The organism is Actinoplanes sp. NPDC051388, from assembly GCF_055586225.1.
Genome location: NZ_JBVJIP010000016.1, coordinates 105,616 through 123,927 on the forward strand (window position 1 = coordinate 105,616; position 18,312 = coordinate 123,927).

An 18,312-nucleotide genomic window follows, 5' to 3' on the forward strand; every position below is an offset into this window, starting at 1 on the left:
GTGCATCCGGCATAGGCCACCATGATTTGTCCGATACGAACGTCCGAGGGCAACGCACGCTAACACAACAGACGCCGACGGCGGCGATGGGGTAGTCGCCGTCGTCGATGAATCGTGACCTGAACTCAGGCCACAGGGGTCAGTCGGATAAAGATCATCGGAGTAGGCGCAGGGCCAGCGCCGGGCAGCGGTCCACCGCCCGCTCGGCGTTGCGCTCCAGGCCACGGGGCACGACCGGCTCGGCTGCGCCGTCGCGCGCCCGCGGGTATCCCCAGTCGTCCTCGGTGAGCAGCTCAGGCAGCAGCTCGACGCACAGTCCGCGGCCGTCGCAGGCGGTCCAGTCGATGTGCAGGCGCACGTCTGTCACGGTCGGCTCCGCTCGGCCAGGCAGTAACCGGCCAGATGCGCGGCCACGTCGCTGTCGAAGGTGGTCAGGCTGCTTCTGATCATGCGTGCCGTACCGTCCGGATGCCGGCACGCGCCCCGTCCGGTGACCAGCGCGGTCAGCCGGGCCACCTCGGCCGGCAGCCCGGCACGCCGCCGCCCGGGGCGGGCGAGCTCGACCAGGGTGTCGGCGAGCCGGGGCAGGCCGTTGACGCACGGTCCGCACTGCCCGGCGACCTGACCAGCGAGATAACCGGCGATCCGGGCGGATTCGGCGAGTCCACACCTATCGGCCGGTAGCACGTGCACGATGCCCGCTCCCGGCGTCGCGCCGAACGGCGCCAGACCGGCCCGGCTCACCGCGATGTCCGGCCGTGCCGGCACCCAGCCGCCGTGATAGCCGCCGAGCAGAATGGCCTGAACCGGCCGCGAAACGCCGCCGGCCGCCTCCAGCAGAGCGCCGAGCGGCACGCCGTAGCCCGCCTCGACCACACCCGGTGTGACGACGCCACCGCCCACAGTGGCCAGGAACGTGCCGGGCTCCTCAGCGGTGCCCGCCGACCGGAACCAGCCCGCCCCGTGCCGCACGATCAGCGCGAGGTGCGCCAGCGTCTCGACGTTCTGCACCAGGGTGGGCGCCCCGCCGACACCGGCCCGGGTGATCCGCACCGCTTTGTCGGCGGGCACGGCCGGCCGGCCCGCCACGGCGGCCACCACGGCCGACTCCTCGCCCGAGATGAAGCGGTCCGGCGCGACCGTGACGGTCACCGTTGCCGGGTCTCGCCGGCGGGACTCCAGCACGGGCCGGATCGCGTCCGCCGCCGCGGCCGGCAGATAGAGGCGGGCGGTGCGCACGCCGAGCGCGCCGGCGACGGCCTGCAGGCCGTCCAGGACCAGATGCGGACGGTACGCGAGCAGCAGCCGATCCTTGCCGCTCGCGGGCTCGCCCTCGGCGCCGTTCGCGATCACCACCGAGGGTTGTCCCGCCGAGGCGACGGCGTCCAGCTTGCGCCAGGCCGGGAACCCGGCGCCGCCACGGCCGGTGAGTCCGGCGTCGCGCAGCAGGCCGATCAGGGCGGCGGCGTCGAGGGCGGGCCCCTTTTGAGTCGGGCCGCCGTCTTCGGCGAGCAGCCGCTGGTCCATGACGGTTGTGACAGTCATCGTGCGTTCTCCAGGGTCGGGCGGATCCGGCGGACCGCGCGGCCGGGCAGTTGACCGAAGTTCGGGGTGAGTCGCCACATGACCGCGGCCAGCACGAGGCCGACGCACGCCGCGACGATCGTCCACATCCACCAGGTGCGGCCGTCGGTGCCGGTCTGCACCCCGTGCAGCACCGCGATCGGCCAGCACAGATAGGTCGACCAGTGCACCAGCCGCCAGGCCCGCGCGCCGATCCGCCTGCGCAGCAGGCTGGTCACCACCACGGCGACGATCAGATCGAGGGCGAGGGTGCCGAGGCCCAGCCAGAACGGCCGGTACTCGCCCAGGAACGGCACCACCAGGTCGACCAGGTGCAGCTGCGCGTAGGGGTCGAAGTAGAGGCTCACCACGTGTCCGACGAGCAGCACGGCGGCCAGCAGCGCGGCGTTGCGGTGCAGCAGGCTGACCGCGAAACGCGGCAGGCCGAACGCCGGCCTGCCCGAACGGGCCCCGATGCCGAGGGCGACCACGATGCTGATCAGCACCAGCGTGACGACGCCGCTGCCCCGGCCGAAATACCAGAGCGCGTCGGTCATGCCGGCCACCCGCCCAGGCGCAGGATGTCGAGGTCCGAGGTGACGAGCCGGCTGGGCGCCGAGGCGAGCAGGTCGGTGGCGGCGTGGCCGCGCACCATCGCGGCGGTGCTCAGGGTGTTCGCGGACAGGCACGTGTGGGCGGCCACCGAGACCGTGCGCCAGACCGGCGTCGCGGGACGGCCGGTGCGCGGGTCGACGATGTGGTGCAACGTCCGGCCGGGACCCCAGCGGCGGGCGGCGGTGCTCGACGTGGCGAGGGCGGAGCCGGGCGGGATGCGTACCGTGCAGCGCGGATCGCCGGGACGATCCTGCACCAGCACCCGCCAACCGCCGTCGGGCCCCGGCCCGGCGGTGGCGATGTCGCCGCCCAGCGCGACCAGCACGCCGATGCCCAGCCGGGCGGCCACCCGCTCGGCGGCCCGGTCGGCGGCCAGCGCCTTGGCGGTCGCGCCCAGATCTAGCAGCACCCCCGCCGGCACGGTCAGCTCGTGTCCGCGCAGCTCGATCGCGCGCCAGTCGGGCGCCGGGAAGATCCGCACGGCGGGCGCGGTCGGGCGGCCGGTGAGCTGGGCGAAATCGCGGTCGTACCCGAGGCCGGCGAGGATCGCGCCGACCGTGGGATCGACGTCGCCGCCGGTGCGCTCGGCCGCGCCCAGAGCGGCGGCGACGAGTTCGGCGAGCAGCGGGCTGACGCTGCTCGGCCGGCCGCCGTTGCGGCAGGCCAGGACGAGCTCTGAGTCGGGGCGGAAGCGGCTGCACGCGGCGTCGACCGCGGCCAGCTCGTGCCGGACGACGACGGCCGCGGCGGCGAGGCGCCCGGGGTCGGTGACCACGATCCGGGCGGTGGTGCCCCAGACGGACCACTGCGCGGTGTCCGCACCGATCGGCAGGGTCTCGACGAGCGGCATCTCAGGAGCCCCCGGAGGTGGCCTGGCCGGAGTCGTCGTCCGAGCTCCCCACGGACGGTGAGTCGGTCGTCGTCGAGCCGTCAGCGCTCGTCGAGCCGTCGGTGCTCGTTGAGCCGTCGGTGCTCGTTGAGCCGTCGGTGCTCGTCGAGCTGTCGGCGTTGTTGGATGCCGCGGTCTCGCTTGATGCGGCGTAGGCGGCGATCCCGACGCCGGTGGTGCCGGAGAGGCTCGCGAAGATCAGGGCGGCGGTCAGTGCGGTGGTGCGACGAAGTCCGGCATCCCGGTCCACGGGGTACCCCCTTTGATTGACGGCTCAAGCAACCATCCACCGCCATCTTGGCCGTGACCTGTGCCGTCCCTGAGGGCTTTCTGTGAAGGCGGCCCGTGCGGTCCAGGGGTCGTCGGACATCGGCCGCGGGGGGCGTCCTCGATCGGCTGCAGACCTGAGTCTTTTGTAAATCTCCGGCGGCCGCATACCGGTGATAAGTGTGGGGGTTTTGCCCGACGATGCCGCGGCATCTCTTGATCGGCAGGACGCGCTCGTCGATCGCCGTGTTGCGCATCGCCGCCGTGCGGCCTAAATGAGTCCGTTCGTCATCGCTGTGGTCACCGCGGCGGTGCGGTCGGCCACGTCCAACTTGTTGAAGATGCGCAAAAGGTGCGTCTTGACGGTGGCCTCCGAGATGAACAGATCCCGGCCGATCTCGGCGTTCGTGCGACCCCGCGCGACCAGCCGCAACACCTGCGCCTCGCGGGCGGAGAGCGCGGCCGGCGGCGGTTTGCGCACGCTGCGGACCAGCGTCGACGCGACGCTGGGCGCGAGCACCGTCTCGCCGCGATGCGCCGCCCGGACGGCATCGGCGAGCTCACCCGGTGACGCGTCCTTCAGCAGATAGCCGCAGGCGCCGGCCTCGATCGCGCGCAAGATGTCCCGGTCGGTCTCATAGGTGGTCAAAACCATCACCCGCGTACGCGGCACCCGCGCCAGAATCCGGCCGGTCGCCTCGACCCCGTCGCCGCCCGGCATGCGCAGGTCCATCAGCACGATGTCGGGCGTCAGCTCCTCGGCGGCCGCGACGCCACCCGCCCCCGAGGACGCCTCGCCCACCACGGTCAGGTCCGGCTCGGCGTCGAGCATGCCGCGCAGCCCGTGCCGCACCACCGGATGGTCGTCCACCAGCAGGATGCGGATCATGCCGGCACCTCCAGCTCCACGGTCGTACCGGTGTCCGGGTCGCTCCGCACGATCAGCGAGCCGGCCGCCTGCTCGGCCCGCGCCCGCATGGCCCGCAGCCCGAACCCGCCGGCCGCCGCCGGGTCGAAGCCGCACCCATCGTCGCGCACCACCAGCCGAACCGATTCCTCCTGATAGGCGAGCAGCACCGCGGCCTCCCGCGCACCCGCGTGCCGCCGCACGTTGGTCAGCGCCTCCTGCGCCGCCCGCAGCAGCACCACCTCGATCGGGGTCGGCAGGTCCCGCGGTTCGCCGGTGACCCGGGCGGTGGCCGCGATGCCGGTCTCCTCGGCGAACGAGGCGGCTTGCCGCTGAACCGCGTCGGCCAGCGAGCCGTCTCCCAACGCGGCCGGGGAGAGCGCGGCGATCAGCGCCCGCGACTCGGCCAGGTTCTCCCGCGCGGTGCGTACGGCGAGCGCGAGCCGTTCGTCCCGCAGCGCCGGGTCGGCGGCTTGAAGCAGCGTGATGATGCTGGTGAAGCCCTGCGCCAGCGTGTCGTGGATCTCGCCGGCCAGCCGTGCGCGCTCGGCCAACACGCCTGCCTCATGGCTGAGCCGTCCCACCTCGGCCCGGCTCTCCTGCAGCTCGGCGATCAGGGCGGCGCGTTCCCGGCTCTGCTCGATCACCCGGTTGATCCAGGTGCCGAGCCACACCGCGAGGGCAGCCGAAACCACGAAGATCGGCGCGAGATGCGTGACGATCGTGGCGTCCCACCCGTACCGCAGCCAGGCACAGATCACCGGAACAAAGCAGGCGAAAACCACGAACGGAATGGCGAACCGCAGCGAGGCGATCAGAAAGATCAGCGGACAGACCGCGAAGAGCAGGTAACTGACGACACTGGCGGCGAAGGTCCCACCCCCGAAGACCAGCAGGGTCACACCGAGGTAGACGAACGCGGCCACGGAGTCGGGCCGATGCAGGAACCGACGCCCCCAGACGGCATAGAGCAGGCCGATCACCAAGATGGCGCCCACACCGAGAAGACGGCGGGCAAGGCCGAGCTCAGTGGTGGCAAGCGTGGCGACGCCGACCCCGGCAGCCACGATCCCGAGAAACAGGTCCCACTTACGATCGGGCGCGGACTGTTCCAATTCGCCAGTTCCCCCGCCGACAGCCCCGGCCCGCCCCGCCACCACATCACCCACCGTCATCACCTCCCGCCGTCACACTCTGTCCCACCCGCTCAGCCCCGCGAAGACTGCTCCTCAACCGCGCCCCCGATCCCACCGACACCTTGCGCCGATTGCGCGCGGTTGGCTCCTCGATTCGGCGCCCGCGTCACACACCAGCACCACGTTCCGGGCCTGCCACCAGCCGCGCCCGGAGCCCACCCGCGTCGGCGTGGCCCAGCTCGTCGAGCAGGTCGAGCGCCCTGGTCCAGATCCCGGGCTCGGCACCGTTGCCGCTTGACACCCGGCCGACGCCCGCCGCGCCCCGATCCGACTGGTCCCTCGTCCCGACCGCACTCGCTCGGCTCCTCGCATCGGCGCCCGCATCACACCAGCACCACATTCCCAGCCCACCCCCAGATCCAGAGCCCCACACCGCGACCGCCAACCTGTGACCGACGCATCCCGCGGCCCCGATCCCACTGACCCCCCGCATCAACCGCACCCGCTCGGCTCCTCGCACCGGCGCCCGCATCACATTCCCAGCCCGCCACCAAATCCTGAGCCCCGCGTCGCGGCCGCCAGACATGTGACCAACGCATCCCGCCGCGACGCGGACCGCCGCTTCACCGTTGCGCCGGTGTTGCGGTGTTCCACTGTGGTGCTTGGCGGGGCTCCGGGCGTACCCGAGGGCTTGGAATCTTGATCTTGGTTGGGGTCGGCCGGGTGGTCAGCGGTCGCGGCGATCGGTCCAGCGGAAAGTCAGCAGGCACAGGGCCAATCCGACCACACACCAGGCGCCGAGGACCAAGGCGATGCGGCCGTGTTCCCAGGCGCCGCCGGCCTCCGTGGCGGTCATGAAGTCGGGCAGGAAGACCGAGCGGAAGCCCTGGCCGATCCATTTGACCGGGAAGATCGACGCCAGCGTGATCATCCAGTCCGGCAGCTGGGTGATCGGGTGGATGAAGATGCCGGAGAGGAACTGCAGGGCCACCACCGGCACGTTGAGGATGGCGCCGGCGGTGCGGGCGTTGCGGACCAGTGAACTCGCCGCGATGCCGAGCAGTGTGCAGGAGATCACCGACAGCACGAACAACCAGGCGAACGTGAACCAGCGACCGGCAGCGGCCGGCAGCGGCATGTCGAAGGCCAGCACCCCGATGGCGAGCAGGACAACCACTTCCAGCAGGCTGATCGCCGCCACAAAGATCCACTTCCCGATGAAGTACGCGGCGGCGGTCACCGGTGTGCCGCGCAGCCGCTTGAGCGTGCCGTCCTCGCGGTCCACGGCGATGCCGATGCCCATCGTGATGAACGACGTCGACACGATCCCGTAGGCGATCATGCTGGACGAGAAGACCTGCGCGGCCGGGAGTCCGTCGGCGTATTCGTTCCCGAAGATCACCCCGAACAGCACCAAAAGGATCGCTGGGAACGAGAAGGTGAAGATCAGCGCGGTCTTGTCCCGGAAGAACTGGAGGATCTCCACGCGTCCGCGGGAGGCCCCGATGGCGAGGGTCGACGGCATGCTCATCGTGCGTCTCCGATCAGGCTGAGGTAGGTGTCCTCGAGGGTCGGCCGGGTGATGGTCAGGCTGCTCAGGTCGGCGCCCTCGCGGATCAGCCGGGTGATCAGCTCGGTGGGGTCGGTGACGTGTTCGCGGCGGCCGTCCCAGGTGACCGTGGCCTCGGCGGTGGCCCGTCCGCCCAGGCTGGCCGGGCTGCCTTCGGCGACGATCCGGCCGTCCGCGATCACGGCGAGCCGGTCGGCGAGCGCTTCGGCCTCGTCCAGGTAGTGCGTGGTCAGCACGATGGTGGTGCCCTCGCCGGCCTGCGCTTTGATCAGTTCCCAGAACTGCCGCCGCGCCTCCGGGTCGAATCCGGTGGTCGGCTCGTCGAGAAACAGCACCTCGGGCCGGCCGACGACACCGAGCGCGACGTCGACCCGGCGCCGCTGCCCGCCGGACAGCGACCGGATCTTGGCGCCGGCCTTGGCGGTCAGCCCGACGGCGTCGATCACCTCGTCGACGGGCCGCGGCCGCGGGTAGAACCCGGCGACGTGGCGCACCATCTCGGCGACGGTCAGGTCGGCCGCGTCGGCGGCGCTCTGCAGCACGATGCCGATGCGGGCACGCCAGCGCCGGTCGGCGACGCCCGGGTCGACGCCGAGGACCCGGGCGTCGCCGCTGTCCCGGCGGCGGTGTCCTTCGAGGATCTCGACGGTGGTGGTCTTGCCGGCCCCATTGGGTCCGAGCAGGGCGAAGACCTCACCGGAGGCCACGTGCAGATCGATACCGGCGACGACGTCCCGCCCACCGTAGGCCTTCCGAAGGCCCCGAACTTCAATCGCAGTCATACCCGAAATGCTCCCGATCAGGACCCATCCACCGCGACGACCACGCGACCGTCACGCGGTGTCCACCGATCGATGGACAGCCTCGGTCAGCCCTTATGCCGCTTGGTCCGCTCGCGTCTTCCCGCAGGGCCGCCGCGCGTGTTCCGTCCGCTCGCGGCTTCTCCGCAGGGCTGTCGCGCGAGTTTCGTTCGCTCGCGTTCTCTCCGCAGGCCGCCACGCGGGTTTCGTCCGCTCGCGTCTTCCCCGGCTGGGCCGTCGCGCGAGTTACGTCCGCCCGCGTCCTCTCCGCAGGCCGCCGCGCGCGTTACGTCCGCTCACCCGCACCCGCTCACGCGAGCCCTGCGCACCGCAGCTGGCCAGGACGCCTCACGGATGGAGCGGGCCTGGTCCCGCGCTCTGCTTCTCGGATTGCAGCGCGGAGACGCTCACCGTCAACGGCGCGGTCCCCCGCAGGACAGCCGTCAGGGCGTGGCCCCGCAATTGCGGGGCAAATTCCCACTTGAAGCCGCAGTTGAGGGCTAATTCCCTACTGAAGCCGCAGTTGCGGGCTAATCCCCACCCGACGCCGCAGTCGCGGGGCTACTCACCACTTGATGCCGGAGTTGCGGGCTACTCCCACTTGAAGAGGCGGGTGGCGGCGGCGATGCCGATCGCGGCCCAGGCGGCCAGGCTCAGCCAGATCGCGGCCGGGATGGCGGCGCCGGTGGTGAGCGTGCCGCGGAGGGCCTCGGCGTGCGCGGCCAGTGGCAGCAGGAACCAGCCCACCGTGCCCAGGTCGGGTGCGGCGAACATGATGCCGCCCGCGGCGAGCATCAGCACGTAGATCAAGGTCGCCGCGGCGGTCACGGTCTCCGGTCGCAGCAGGCCGGCGATGGTCAAGGCCAATCCGGTATACGCCGCCACGGCCAGCACCGTGATGCCGATGGCCGGCAGCACGTGCCCGAACTCCGGACGCCACCCGACCGCCACCCCGACCAGGGCGAGCAGCAGCACCTGAACGCCGACCAGGCCGAGGATCGCGGCGGTCTTGGCGAACAGCAGACCGGACCGGGTCAGTGGCGATGCGCCGAGTCGTTTGAGCACGCCGTAACTGCGTTCGTATCCGGTGGTGATCGCCTGTCCCGTGAACGCCGTGGACATCACCGTCAGGGCGAGCACGCCGGGCACGACGTAGCCCAGCCGGTCGTCGGTCGGCAGGTTGGTCGCGCGGGTGAGGCCGGCGCCGAGCAGGACGAGCAGCGGCACGCCCATGGCCAGCACGACCGCTTCGCCGCGGCGCGCGGTCAGCAGAAGCTCCATTCGGATCTGCCGCCGGATGACGACCGCCCGGGCGGCCCGCCCGGGCGCCGGCGCGAACGTCCCGGCGCTCATCGCAGCCCCTTCGTCGCGGGCACGACATCGGTCGCCGGCGTCGACCTGCTCGAGGTCAGCGCGAGGTAGACGTCTTCGAGGGTGCGCCGCCGCGAATTGACCGCGGTGACCTGCGCGCCGGTGTCGGCGAACCAGGCCAGGACGCTCGCGATCGCGGCGCTGTCCAGGGCGCCGGCGATCGTGTACTCCCCCGGCGACGGCTCGCTGACCTTGGCGTCGATGCGCTCGCCCAACGCGGCGATCGCGAGCCCGGCGTCCGCGCGCACCTCGAGCTGATCGATGCCGGCCACCGCGGTGAGCTCGGCCGGCGTGCCGGTTGCCGCCACCCGCCCGGCCCGCATGATCACCACCTGGTCGGCGAGCCGCTCGGCCTCGTCCAGCAGATGCGTGGTGAGCAGCACCGAGACTCCGTCGGCGCGGAGCTCCTCGATCAGCTGCCAGGTCGTGTGCCGGGCCTCGGTGTCCATCCCGGCGGTCGGCTCGTCCAGGAACAGCAGCTCGGGCCGCCCGACCAGCGCGACCGCGAGCGCCAGCCGCTGCTGCTCGCCACCGGACATGCGCCGCCACCGGGTGCGCTGCACTTTGCGAAGACCGAGCCGGTCGAGCAGCATGCCGGTGTCCAGCGGCCGCGCGGCGAACCCGGCGAACAGTTCGAGGATCTCCCCCGCCGTCGCCCACGGGTAGATCCCGCCGGCCTGCAGCATGATTCCGATCCGCGGCATCAGCTCGTCGTGGTCGCCGACCGGGTCGAGCCCGAGCACGGTCGCGGTGCCGCCGTCCGGCCGCCGGAAACCTTCACACACCTGCAGCAGGCTGGTCTTTCCGGCGCCGTTGCTGCCGAGCAACGCGAGCACCTGCCCGCGCGGCGCGCTGAGCGAGACGCGGTCGACCGCGGTCGTGTCGCCCCAGCGCACCACCACGTCCCGCACCTCGACGACCCCGGCCCGAGTCATCCCACCCCATCGCTCCGGCGAACCCCGGCGGATCCGCTCCGGCCACGATACGTTGCGCCCGGCCACCCCCGGACGCCGAGCCACGCGCGGCTCCGTCACCAGCACGGCCCCACCCCTCTCACCTGACGCCACCCTTGTCCCCCTATTGCCTACCGTCCGCCCACCCCTGCTTCCTCCACCCAAGGGCCGCCCTTCTCCTCCCGCGGACCGTCCTTCCGGTCCGCCCGGTCGGCCATCCGGCCGACCACGAGCGGCAGGTCGTCGGCGGGCCACGCGAGATGGTGCGGCGCGGGCTCCGCGGCGCGCCCGCCCTGGCTCGGTAGGGTGCCCGGCATGACTGAGCCCACCGCCGTCGTCGAGATCTACACCGACGGCGCCTGCATCCCGAACCCCGGCCCCGGCGGCTGGGGCGCGGTCCTGCGCTACGGCGCCACGGAGAAGGATCTCTGCGGCGGCGAGGCCACCCCCACCACGAACAACCGCATGGAACTGATGGCCCCGATCCGCGCCCTCGAGTCGCTGACCCGCGCGCCGCTCACCGTGCAGCTCTATACGGACAGCATCTATGTGCGCGACGGCATCACGAAGTGGCTGATCCGCTGGCAGGCCAACGGCTGGCAGACCTCGGCGAAGCAACCGGTCAAGAACGTCGACCTGTGGCAGCGACTCGACGAGGCGGTCCGCCGCCACGACGTCAGCTGGCACTGGGTCAAGGGCCACGCCGGCCACCCCGAGAACGAGCGCGCCGACCGCCTCGCCGCCCGAGGGCTGCAGGAAGCCCTGGACGCGGCCACCGCCACACCGCCCCAGCGGGCCGCGAAGGCCGAGCCGGCCCCCGAGCCGACCCTGAGCGAACCCGGACCCGCCTCCCTCTTCTGAGTGGATTTCGACCGCCACAAAATCCGGTCGATCCCTAGGTGCTGCGCCGGATCCGTGAGAAGACCGGCAAAAGCACGATGAACCCGTGTCCGACAACCTGCCCGGCCCCAGCGCCCGGGCGTCCAGCTTCCAGGCGACCAGCGCCCCGGCACCCAGCGCCCAGGCGATCAGCGAACCGCCCCCGGCCGCGCAGCCGATCGCGCGACGCCCGGCCCATTGGCCGATCATCCTGCTTCGCGCCCTGTCCGTCGTCGTGCTCCTGCAGGTGCTCCTGCAGGCGGTATTGGCCGGCGGCTTCATCACTGGCAACGTCAACTTCCTCGGCCTGCACAGCGCCAACGCGATCTTCCTGGTGCTCACGTCGATGGCGCTGCTGCCCGCCACCGTGCTGCTGCTCCGGCCCGGCCGCGGCCCGTGGTGGCCGATCGTCTTCAGCGTCGTTCTCTGGTTTCTGATCGCCGTCCAGCTCGGTTTCGGCTTTGCCCGGCAGGTCGGGCTGCACATCCCGCTGGGCATGGCGATCATGGGGCTGATCAGCGGTTTCACCTGGTGGACCTGCGCCTTTCGGACCGGGCGATGAGCCCGCTCTCGCGCCGCAGTGTGCTGGCCCTGGCCGGCGGCGCCGGGCTCGCGGTCGCCGCCGGATGCGGACGCCCCGCCGACGGCCCAGGCACCGGCAAGTTCCTCACCAGCCCGATGCGCCCGGCGCGTTTCGTGACGCCGCTGCCGATCCCGCCGACCGCCCGGCCGGTCCGGATCGCCGCCGACGCCGACCACTACGTGGTCACTCAGCGCGTCGCCGACGTCAACCTGCTGGCCGACCGCAAGACCCGGATCTGGGGCTACGACGGCGTCTTCCCCGGCCCGACCTTTATCGGCCGGCGCGGTCGGCCGATGGTCGTGACGGTGCGCAACGAACTGCCCGTGCCGACCTCGACGCACCTGCACGGCGGCGTCACCCCGCCGGACTCCGACGGCTTCCCGACCGACCTGATCACGCCCGCCGGTTACCACCCCGCGCCGCCGCGGCATCACGGGTCGCCGGGCCGCACACACGACGTCAGCCGGGACTACACCTATCCGATGACCCAGCGGGCCGCGACGCTCTGGTATCACGACCACCGGATGGACTTCACCGGCCCGCAGGTCTGGCGGGGGCTCTTCGGCGCCTTCCTGATCAGCGACGAGCAGGAGGCGGCACTGCCGTTGCCTCGGGACGAGCGGGACCTGCCGCTGATCATCTGCGACCGGGCGTTCGACGAGGACGGATCGTTCCAATATCCGATGCGGGACATGCAGATGCATCGGCCGGGCGCCCGCGGCGACTTCGTCACCGGGCTCTTCGGCGACGTCATCCTGGTGAACGGCGCGCCCTGGCCACGGCACGAGGTGTCCGCGGTGCGTTACCGGCTGCGGCTGATCAACGGCTCGAACGCCCGCCGCTATCGCCTCGCCCTCGACGCCGGCGGACAGCGGCTGCCGCTGGTGCAGATCGGCAGCGACGACGGACTGCTCCCGGCGCCGCTGACCCACCGGGAGATCATCGTGTCGCCGGGCGAGCGTTACGACGTGATCGTGGACTTCTCCGCCGTGCCGATCGGCGCCGAGGTGACGATGGTCAACGGGCTGGGCTCGGGCCCGGCCGCGGAGGTGATGCGCTTCGTCGTGGCCCGGCGGGCGGCCGACGACACCCGGGTGCCGGACCGGCTGGCGCCGGCGGAACCGCTGCTCACCGCCGACGACGCGGTCGCGACCAGGCAGTTCGATTTCCGGCGCGGCGGCGACCTCTGGATGATCAACGGCCGGCCCTACGATCCCGCCGAGAGTCTCGCGGCGCCGCGCCTGGACACGGTCGAGCTGTGGCGTTTCACCAGCGACTTCCACCATCCCGTGCACGTGCACCTCGCACATTTCCAGGTGCTCTCGCGCAGTGGCCGGACGGCCGAGAACTGGGAGACCGGCTGGAAGGACACAGTGGACGTGCGACCGTACGAAACGGTTGAGGTCCTGGTGAAGTTTGCCGGACACCGCGGCAGATTCATGCTGCACTGCCACAACCTGGAGCACGAGGACATGGCGATGATGGCCAATTTCGACATCGTCTGACGTGGACATGCGAGACCTCCCCTGGGTTCGGGGACAGGTCTATCGGCGGCCTACGACAAGAAAATCGGGGCGAGTTGATCATTGATTGCGGTGAATCATGGGCGGCATGACTTCTGAACTGGTCGAAGCCAACGCGGCGGCGGTCCGCGCGTCCATCGAGCTGGTGACGCGCGTCACCCCGGAGGATCTCGCGCGGCCGACGCCGTGCGCCGGCTGGGACCTTCGCGCGCTGCTCGCGCACATGACCGTGCAGCACGAGGGCTTCGCCGCGGCCGCCGTCGGGCGCGGGGCCGACGCGGCGGTCTGGCGCCCACGCTGGCAAGACCCGCAACCCATCGACGGGTACGCCCCCAGCGCCGCCCTGGCACTGGAGGCGTTCGCGGCGGACGACGTGCTCGATCGCGAGTTCCAGCTTCCGTTGGTGCGGCCCGAGCCCATTCCGGCCCGCATCGCGATCGGCTTCCATCTCGTCGACTACCTGGTGCACGGCTGGGATGTCGCCGCGACGCTCGGCCTTTCGTGGGACCCGCCGGCCCGATCGGTCGCGATGGCCCTGCCGGTGGCCCGCAAGGTGCCCGACGGCCCCAACCGCCGTCGTCCGAATGCCGACTTCGCACCCGCCGTGCCCGCCGCCGACGACGATCCGGCGACCGAGATCCTGGCATTGCTGGGCCGGTCACGGGCCTGGCGACCAGAAAATGTCGGTGGCGCCTGATAGGACTTCCGGCATGACCCGACAGGCGATGCGACACGGCGTGATCCTTCCCGGCGGCACGGCGCAGCAGCAGCTCGAGCAGGCGCGATTGGCCGAGCGGTCCGGGTGGGACGGCGTCTTCGTGTGGGAGGCCGCATCCGGCATCGACGCGTGGAGTCTGCTGGCGGCCATGGCGGCGGTCACCACGCGGGTCCGGCTCGGCACCATGCTCACGCCGCTGCCGTGGCGCCGCCCGTGGAAGGTGGCGAGCCAGGTCGCCACCGTCGACCAGCTCTCCGGCGGTCGCGCCGTGCTCGGCATCGGGGTCGGCGCGATCACCACCGATCTGCCGCTCACCGGCGAGGTCACCGACCTGCGCGAGCGCGCCGAAATGATGGACGAGGCGATCGACCTGATGCGCCTGCTCTGGTCCGGCGGCACCAGTCATCGGGGGCGACATTACGAATACCAGGTGGACCGCGACGACCTGGCCGAGGTGGGCCGCCCGGTGCAGGAGCGGGTGCCGATCTGGGTGGTCGGCAAGTGGCCCCGGCCGAAATCCATGCGCCGGGTGCTCAAGTGCGACGGGTTGATCCCCGGCCACGACCAGACGCCGGAGACCATCCGCGAGATCCGGGCATGGCTGACCGAGCGCGGCGCGCCGCCGGAGCTCGACATTCTGGCCGAGGGCGAGACGCCGGCCGATGACGCGGCGGCGGCGCTCGCCGAGGTGCAGCCGTGGGCCGACGCAGGCTGCACGTGGTGGATGGAGACGCGCTGGGAGATGCCGCACCACAGTGCCGAGCGGATGGCGGAGATCTCCGCGCGGATCGCCGCCGGGCCGCCCGGGCGACCCGCATGACCGCCATCGAGCCGTTCCGCATCGGCGTCGGCGAGGAGGCGCTCGACGATCTCCGCGACCGGCTGCGGCGCACCCGCTGGCCCGAGCCCCAAACCGCGCCCGGCTGGGCGCAGGGCCCGCCGCTGGACTATGTGCGCGACCTCTGCCGGCACTGGGCCGAGGACTATGACTGGCGCGCGACCGAGGCCCGTCTCAACGAGCTGCCCCAGTTCTGCACGAGCATCGACGGGCTGGGCATCCACTTCGTCCATGTCCGGTCGCCACGGCCGGGCGCGGTGCCGCTGCTGATGACGCACGGCTGGCCCGGCTCGGTGGTCGAGTTCGAAAAAGTGCTCGGCCCGCTGAGCGAGGACTTCGACGTGGTCTGCCCGTCCCTGCCGGGTCATGGGTTCAGCGATCGCCCGCCGGCCCCCGGGTGGACGGTTGAGCGGATCGCCGACGCGTGGGCCGAGTTGATGACCCGCCTGGGGCACACCAGGTTCGTCGCGCAGGGCCACGATTGGGGCACGAGTGTCAGCACCGAGATCGGCAAGCGGCATCCGAGCCGGGTGATCGGCCTGCATCTCGTCCCGCCTCTGGTGGCGCCCGACCCGGCGACCTTCGACGACCTGACACCGGCCGAGGCGGCGGCGGTGGCCGCGCTGGAGCAGTCGGGCGATTCCGGTGACGGTTACTCGCTGGAGCAGTCCACTCGCCCACAGACCATCGGTTACGGCCTGGTCGACTCGCCGGCGCTGCTGTGCGCGTGGATCGTCGAGAAGTTCCAGGCGTGGACGGACTGCGACGGCGACCTCGGCAGCGTGCTGACCCGCGACGAGATCCTGGACAACCTGATGCTCTATTGGCTGCCCGGCGCCGGTGCCTCCGCGGCTCGGCTCTATTGGGAGAGCTTCGCGGGCGTCCAGGCCCGCTTCCGCGGCGCGGTGACCGACCAGGTCACCGTGCCGACCGGTTGTTCGATCTTCCCGAAGGAGAACCCGAGGCCCTCCCGGCGCTGGGCCGAGCGCCGCTTCACCGACATCCGCTATTGGCACGAGCCGGCGCGTGGCGGCCACTTCGCGGCGTTCGAGCAGCCCGGCCTGTTCGTCGACGAGGTGCGCGCCTGCGTGCGGGCGTTGACCGAGGAAGGGTAGAGACCGTGGACGACGTCGAGGACGAGATCACCGAATTCGTGCGGTTGCGGGTCGCGCTGGGCACCGAGACGTTCGACGAGATCGTCGAGGCGACCACGGAGTTCATGGAGGAGGCCGAGGATCTCGATGCGGTCGAGGCGGCGGCCCGCCGGGTGACCGCCCGCGAGCTCGCGGCCCATCTCCGCGAACAGGAGACCTGGGAGCCGAGCACCGACAGCGACCGGTTGACGAGCGCCTTCGCCGCGCTCGAGGAGGCCGGCATCGTGGCGCGCGAGCAGTTCACCTGCTGTCAGACCTGCGGCAACGCCGAGATCGGCGGCGAGGTTCCGCGAGGCGCCGACCCGGAGGGCTATACCTATTACCACGACCAGGACGCCGAACGCGCCGCCGAGGGCGGTCCGCTGTTCTTGGCCTACGGCTCCTTCCAAAGCCAGACCAAGGGCGAGGCGATCGGTGCCCGAGTGACCACCGAACTGCGCCGCCACGGCCTGACCGTCGAATGGGACGGCGACCCGGCCCAGCGGATCGTGGTCCCGCTGCGCTGGCAGCGCCGCCGCACCGGCTCCCTCGCCGCGATCCCCCCGACATGAACACCTCGGGGGCCAGGCAATGAGGCGACAGCAACAGACGCACTACGAGCGCGTGAGATCTTAAGGCGGGCCGACGAGCTTGGCCTTGAGGTGAGCGGGTGAGCGGGTGAGCGGGTGAGCGGGTGAGCGGGTGAGCGAGTGAGCGGGTGAGCAAGTGAGCGGGTGAGCGGGTGAGCGGGTGAGCGGGTGAGCACAATCGCAGCAGTGTCGACCTGGGAGCGAGCGTGGCTCGCAAGTGCGGGTCGTTGACGGTGGCGATGGAGCAGGCACGCGGCTTGGAACGCGGGCACGGACAGGCGCGGGCTCGCAACCACGGCCGCGCGAAACGCGGACACGGACAGGCGCGGGCTCGCAACCACGGCCGCGCGAAACGCGGACACGGACAGGCGCGGGCTCGCAACCACAGGCCGCGGACCGCGGGGCCGTCGAGCGCGACCCCGCGGTCCAGGACCACCATCAGCGATCGACCGGTTGATGATTCTCTCCTGGAGAGAGTCCTCAAAGGACTCCGGCGCCCAAGGCAATATCGAAGCCGGCGCCGCTGCGTGCCAGGCCCACCAGAAGGACGCCGCCCCATTCCAGGGCGTGCGCCATTTCAAGCCCTCCCGCGTCGAGGGCCCGCATGTCCAAGCTTTCCAGAAACGCCGCGACCCGCGCCTTCGCCTCGGCACTGTCGCCGGCGAAGAACGCATCCAGGCGCTTGTCCTCAGCAAGAACGCCGCGGAAGATCGAATTGAATGCCTTCACGACGTGCGTGCCCTCGGGGGCGACGGCGGCGATCTGCTGGGTCACCGAGTCGCCAGCGGCGGTCACGAGTCCGGTGACGTCGGCGTTGAACGGATTGGTGATGTCGATGAGGATCTTGCCGGACAGCGCATCGCCGTAGTGCGCGACCGCCTCGACCGCGCCGGTGTGCAGGACGGCGACGATGACGATGTCGCCCGCCGGCCGGGCCCCGAACGTGCCGACCGTCGCGCCGTTGCCGATCTGGTCGGCGATTTCCTGAGCCTTGACCGCGTTGCGGCTCATCAGCTCGATGGTGTGCCCGTGCTTCGCCGCCCGGGTGCCGATGGCAGTGGCCATGTTGCCCGAGCCGATGATGCTGATGGTGGTCATGACATGTGCTCCCTCGTCAGGTGGTCAGGCGCCGCGCTCAGATCACTGTGGTGCCGCCGTCGGCGACCAGCTCCATGCCGTTGACGTAGCTCGAGTCGTCCGAGGCGAGGAACAGGGCGACCGACGCGATCTCTTCCGGGTGGCCCATCTCTCGCCGCGGGATCACGGATTCGAACTGTGCCTTCATCTCCGCGTCCATCACCTTCTCCAGAACCGGCGTGGCGACCTGGCCGGGGGTCAGCACGTTCACCCGGATCTTGCGGTCCCGCAGCTCGGACACCCACACCCGCGCGTAGGCGGGCAGCACGGCCTTGCTCGCCGCATAAACACTCCAACCGGGGTAGCCCCGGAGCGACGCGTTCGACCCGGTCATGAAGATCGAGCCGCCATCGTTGAACAGCGGCAGCGCCTTCTGGACGGTGAACAACGTGCCGCGCGCGTTCAGCGAGAACAGGGCATCGAAGTGCTCCGCCGTCATCTCGCCGAGCCCGCCCTGCTCTCCCATCCCGGCACTTGCCCACAGCACGTCGATCGTGCCCTTTTCCTGCTTGACCGTCTCGAACAAACGGTCCAGATCGTCGAGGTCGGCCGAATCGGCCTGCACACCGGTCACGTTCCGGCCGATCAACTTGACCGCTTCGTCCAGCACGTCCTTCCGCCGGCCCGAGATGAAGACGTGAGCACCTTCATCAACGAACAACTTGGCACCGGCCAGCGCCAAACCACTCGTCGCGCCGGTGATCACCGCAACCTTGCCGTCGAGCTTTCCCACGATCACTCCATCCGACTGCCTCGTCAACGTTATGTACACCGATCTGAGTGCTTAACGTATCGGCCGGCCGGGTCGGGCGCAAGCTATGCACACCGATCGGTACCGAA

The 18,312-nt window shown here is 71.2% G+C and carries 22 protein-coding genes; 7 read left to right on the forward strand and 15 right to left on the reverse strand.

Annotated elements, in window-relative coordinates:
* Positions 1–154: 154 nt before the first annotated feature.
* The 13 genes from ACZ6TI_RS34055 to ACZ6TI_RS34115 form a co-directional block, all read right to left on the reverse strand.
* The gene (locus ACZ6TI_RS34055) at positions 155–367 is read right to left on the reverse strand and encodes a ferredoxin (protein ID WP_465349315.1); all 213 of its coding nucleotides are present in this window, start codon (positions 365–367) and stop codon (positions 155–157) included.
* On the reverse strand, positions 364–1,545 hold the full coding sequence (locus ACZ6TI_RS34060; protein WP_465349316.1) for an NADH-ubiquinone oxidoreductase-F iron-sulfur binding region domain-containing protein: 1,182 nt from the start codon (positions 1,543–1,545) through the stop codon (positions 364–366). The genes ACZ6TI_RS34055 and ACZ6TI_RS34060 overlap by 4 nt, the downstream gene beginning before the upstream one ends.
* On the reverse strand, positions 1,542–2,120 hold the full coding sequence (locus ACZ6TI_RS34065; RefSeq protein ID WP_465349317.1) for a ferric reductase-like transmembrane domain-containing protein: 579 nt from the start codon (positions 2,118–2,120) through the stop codon (positions 1,542–1,544). The genes ACZ6TI_RS34060 and ACZ6TI_RS34065 overlap by 4 nt, the downstream gene beginning before the upstream one ends.
* The gene (locus ACZ6TI_RS34070; protein ID WP_465349318.1) at positions 2,117–3,028 is read right to left on the reverse strand and encodes an FAD:protein FMN transferase; all 912 of its coding nucleotides are present in this window, start codon (positions 3,026–3,028) and stop codon (positions 2,117–2,119) included. Before ACZ6TI_RS34070 ends, ACZ6TI_RS34065 begins: the two co-directional genes overlap by 4 nt.
* 1 nt (position 3,029) lies before the next feature.
* The gene (locus ACZ6TI_RS34075) at positions 3,030–3,317 is read right to left on the reverse strand and encodes a hypothetical protein (RefSeq protein WP_465349319.1); all 288 of its coding nucleotides are present in this window, start codon (positions 3,315–3,317) and stop codon (positions 3,030–3,032) included.
* 288 nt (positions 3,318–3,605) lie between these two features.
* Complete coding sequence (locus ACZ6TI_RS34080) at positions 3,606–4,223, reverse strand: response regulator (RefSeq protein WP_465349320.1); 618 nt, start codon at positions 4,221–4,223, stop codon at positions 3,606–3,608.
* Positions 4,220–5,239 (reverse strand): sensor histidine kinase, encoded by a 1,020-nt coding sequence (locus ACZ6TI_RS34085; protein ID WP_465349321.1) that lies wholly within the window; start codon positions 5,237–5,239, stop codon positions 4,220–4,222. The genes ACZ6TI_RS34080 and ACZ6TI_RS34085 overlap by 4 nt, the downstream gene beginning before the upstream one ends.
* A 304-nt stretch (positions 5,240–5,543) precedes the next feature.
* On the reverse strand, positions 5,544–5,678 hold the full coding sequence (locus tag ACZ6TI_RS34090) for a hypothetical protein (protein WP_465349322.1): 135 nt from the start codon (positions 5,676–5,678) through the stop codon (positions 5,544–5,546).
* 426 nt (positions 5,679–6,104) lie between these two features.
* Complete coding sequence (locus ACZ6TI_RS34095; RefSeq protein WP_465349484.1) at positions 6,105–6,902, reverse strand: ABC transporter permease; 798 nt, start codon at positions 6,900–6,902, stop codon at positions 6,105–6,107.
* 2 nt (positions 6,903–6,904) lie between these two features.
* Positions 6,905–7,729 carry an ABC transporter ATP-binding protein gene (locus tag ACZ6TI_RS34100; protein ID WP_465349323.1) on the reverse strand — a complete coding sequence of 275 codons (825 nt, stop codon included), beginning with the start codon at positions 7,727–7,729 and terminating at the stop codon, positions 6,905–6,907.
* Positions 7,730–8,338: 609 nt separating this feature from the next.
* Positions 8,339–9,100: an ABC transporter permease gene (locus tag ACZ6TI_RS34105; RefSeq protein WP_465349324.1), complete on the reverse strand. Its 762-nt coding sequence runs from the start codon at positions 9,098–9,100 to the stop codon at positions 8,339–8,341.
* Positions 9,097–10,137, reverse strand: coding sequence for an ABC transporter ATP-binding protein (locus tag ACZ6TI_RS34110; protein WP_465349325.1), 1,041 nt, complete (start codon positions 10,135–10,137; stop codon positions 9,097–9,099). The genes ACZ6TI_RS34105 and ACZ6TI_RS34110 overlap by 4 nt, the downstream gene beginning before the upstream one ends.
* Before the next feature lie 65 nt (positions 10,138–10,202).
* Positions 10,203–10,388, reverse strand: a complete 186-nt coding sequence (locus ACZ6TI_RS34115; protein WP_465349326.1) for a hypothetical protein — start codon at positions 10,386–10,388, stop codon at positions 10,203–10,205.
* Here ACZ6TI_RS34115 and rnhA point away from each other — a divergent pair.
* The 7 genes from rnhA (at position 10,387) to ACZ6TI_RS34150 (ending at position 16,317) form a co-directional block, all read left to right on the forward strand.
* The gene (rnhA, locus tag ACZ6TI_RS34120) at positions 10,387–10,932 is read left to right on the forward strand and encodes a ribonuclease HI (protein WP_465349327.1); all 546 of its coding nucleotides are present in this window, start codon (positions 10,387–10,389) and stop codon (positions 10,930–10,932) included. The genes ACZ6TI_RS34115 and rnhA overlap by 2 nt on opposite strands.
* An 85-nt stretch (positions 10,933–11,017) precedes the next feature.
* Complete coding sequence (locus ACZ6TI_RS34125) at positions 11,018–11,512, forward strand: hypothetical protein (RefSeq protein WP_465349328.1); 495 nt, start codon at positions 11,018–11,020, stop codon at positions 11,510–11,512.
* Positions 11,482–13,038, forward strand: a complete 1,557-nt coding sequence (locus tag ACZ6TI_RS34130) for a multicopper oxidase family protein (RefSeq protein ID WP_465349329.1) — start codon at positions 11,482–11,484, stop codon at positions 13,036–13,038. The genes ACZ6TI_RS34125 and ACZ6TI_RS34130 overlap by 31 nt, the downstream gene beginning before the upstream one ends.
* Positions 13,039–13,144: 106 nt before the next feature.
* Complete coding sequence (locus ACZ6TI_RS34135; protein ID WP_465349330.1) at positions 13,145–13,753, forward strand: TIGR03086 family metal-binding protein; 609 nt, start codon at positions 13,145–13,147, stop codon at positions 13,751–13,753.
* Between the two features lie 13 nt (positions 13,754–13,766).
* A complete protein-coding gene (locus ACZ6TI_RS34140; RefSeq protein WP_465349331.1) occupies positions 13,767–14,594 on the forward strand; it encodes an LLM class flavin-dependent oxidoreductase in 828 nt (275 codons plus the stop codon).
* Entirely contained in the window at positions 14,591–15,727 is a 1,137-nt protein-coding gene (locus ACZ6TI_RS34145) for an epoxide hydrolase family protein (protein ID WP_465349332.1), read from the forward strand. Before ACZ6TI_RS34140 ends, ACZ6TI_RS34145 begins: the two co-directional genes overlap by 4 nt.
* Before the next feature lie 5 nt (positions 15,728–15,732).
* Positions 15,733–16,317 carry a DUF6891 domain-containing protein gene (locus ACZ6TI_RS34150; RefSeq protein ID WP_465349333.1) on the forward strand — a complete coding sequence of 195 codons (585 nt, stop codon included), beginning with the start codon at positions 15,733–15,735 and terminating at the stop codon, positions 16,315–16,317.
* A gap of 498 nt (positions 16,318–16,815) precedes the next feature.
* Here the strand turns inward: ACZ6TI_RS34150 and ACZ6TI_RS34155 are convergent, their stop codons facing one another.
* Together ACZ6TI_RS34155 and ACZ6TI_RS34160 are read right to left on the reverse strand one after the other, a co-directional pair.
* Complete coding sequence (locus ACZ6TI_RS34155) at positions 16,816–17,433, reverse strand: NADPH-dependent F420 reductase (RefSeq protein ID WP_465349334.1); 618 nt, start codon at positions 17,431–17,433, stop codon at positions 16,816–16,818.
* 37 nt (positions 17,434–17,470) lie between these two features.
* Positions 17,471–18,205: an SDR family NAD(P)-dependent oxidoreductase gene (locus ACZ6TI_RS34160; protein ID WP_465349335.1), complete on the reverse strand. Its 735-nt coding sequence runs from the start codon at positions 18,203–18,205 to the stop codon at positions 17,471–17,473.
* Between the last annotated feature and the right edge of the window lie 107 nt (positions 18,206–18,312).

What these genes read in the sequence shown, in the direction of transcription:
- ACZ6TI_RS34135 (WP_465349330.1), top strand. Translation starts at nt 13,145, where the DNA reads ATGACTTCTGAACTGGTCGAAGCCAACGCGGCGGCGGTCCGCGCGTCC.
- ACZ6TI_RS34095 (WP_465349484.1), bottom strand. Translation starts at nt 6,902, where the DNA reads ATGCCGTCGACCCTCGCCATCGGGGCCTCCCGCGGACGCGTGGAGATC.
- ACZ6TI_RS34105 (WP_465349324.1), bottom strand. Translation starts at nt 9,100, where the DNA reads ATGAGCGCCGGGACGTTCGCGCCGGCGCCCGGGCGGGCCGCCCGGGCG.
- ACZ6TI_RS34145 (WP_465349332.1), top strand. Translation starts at nt 14,591, where the DNA reads ATGACCGCCATCGAGCCGTTCCGCATCGGCGTCGGCGAGGAGGCGCTC.
- rnhA (WP_465349327.1), top strand. Translation starts at nt 10,387, where the DNA reads ATGACTGAGCCCACCGCCGTCGTCGAGATCTACACCGACGGCGCCTGC.
- ACZ6TI_RS34115 (WP_465349326.1), bottom strand. Translation starts at nt 10,388, where the DNA reads ATGCCGGGCACCCTACCGAGCCAGGGCGGGCGCGCCGCGGAGCCCGCG.
- ACZ6TI_RS34140 (WP_465349331.1), top strand. Translation starts at nt 13,767, where the DNA reads ATGACCCGACAGGCGATGCGACACGGCGTGATCCTTCCCGGCGGCACG.
- ACZ6TI_RS34155 (WP_465349334.1), bottom strand. Translation starts at nt 17,433, where the DNA reads ATGACCACCATCAGCATCATCGGCTCGGGCAACATGGCCACTGCCATC.
- ACZ6TI_RS34080 (WP_465349320.1), bottom strand. Translation starts at nt 4,223, where the DNA reads ATGATCCGCATCCTGCTGGTGGACGACCATCCGGTGGTGCGGCACGGG.
- ACZ6TI_RS34100 (WP_465349323.1), bottom strand. Translation starts at nt 7,729, where the DNA reads ATGACTGCGATTGAAGTTCGGGGCCTTCGGAAGGCCTACGGTGGGCGG.
- ACZ6TI_RS34060 (WP_465349316.1), bottom strand. Translation starts at nt 1,545, where the DNA reads ATGACTGTCACAACCGTCATGGACCAGCGGCTGCTCGCCGAAGACGGC.
- ACZ6TI_RS34065 (WP_465349317.1), bottom strand. Translation starts at nt 2,120, where the DNA reads ATGACCGACGCGCTCTGGTATTTCGGCCGGGGCAGCGGCGTCGTCACG.
- ACZ6TI_RS34070 (WP_465349318.1), bottom strand. Translation starts at nt 3,028, where the DNA reads ATGCCGCTCGTCGAGACCCTGCCGATCGGTGCGGACACCGCGCAGTGG.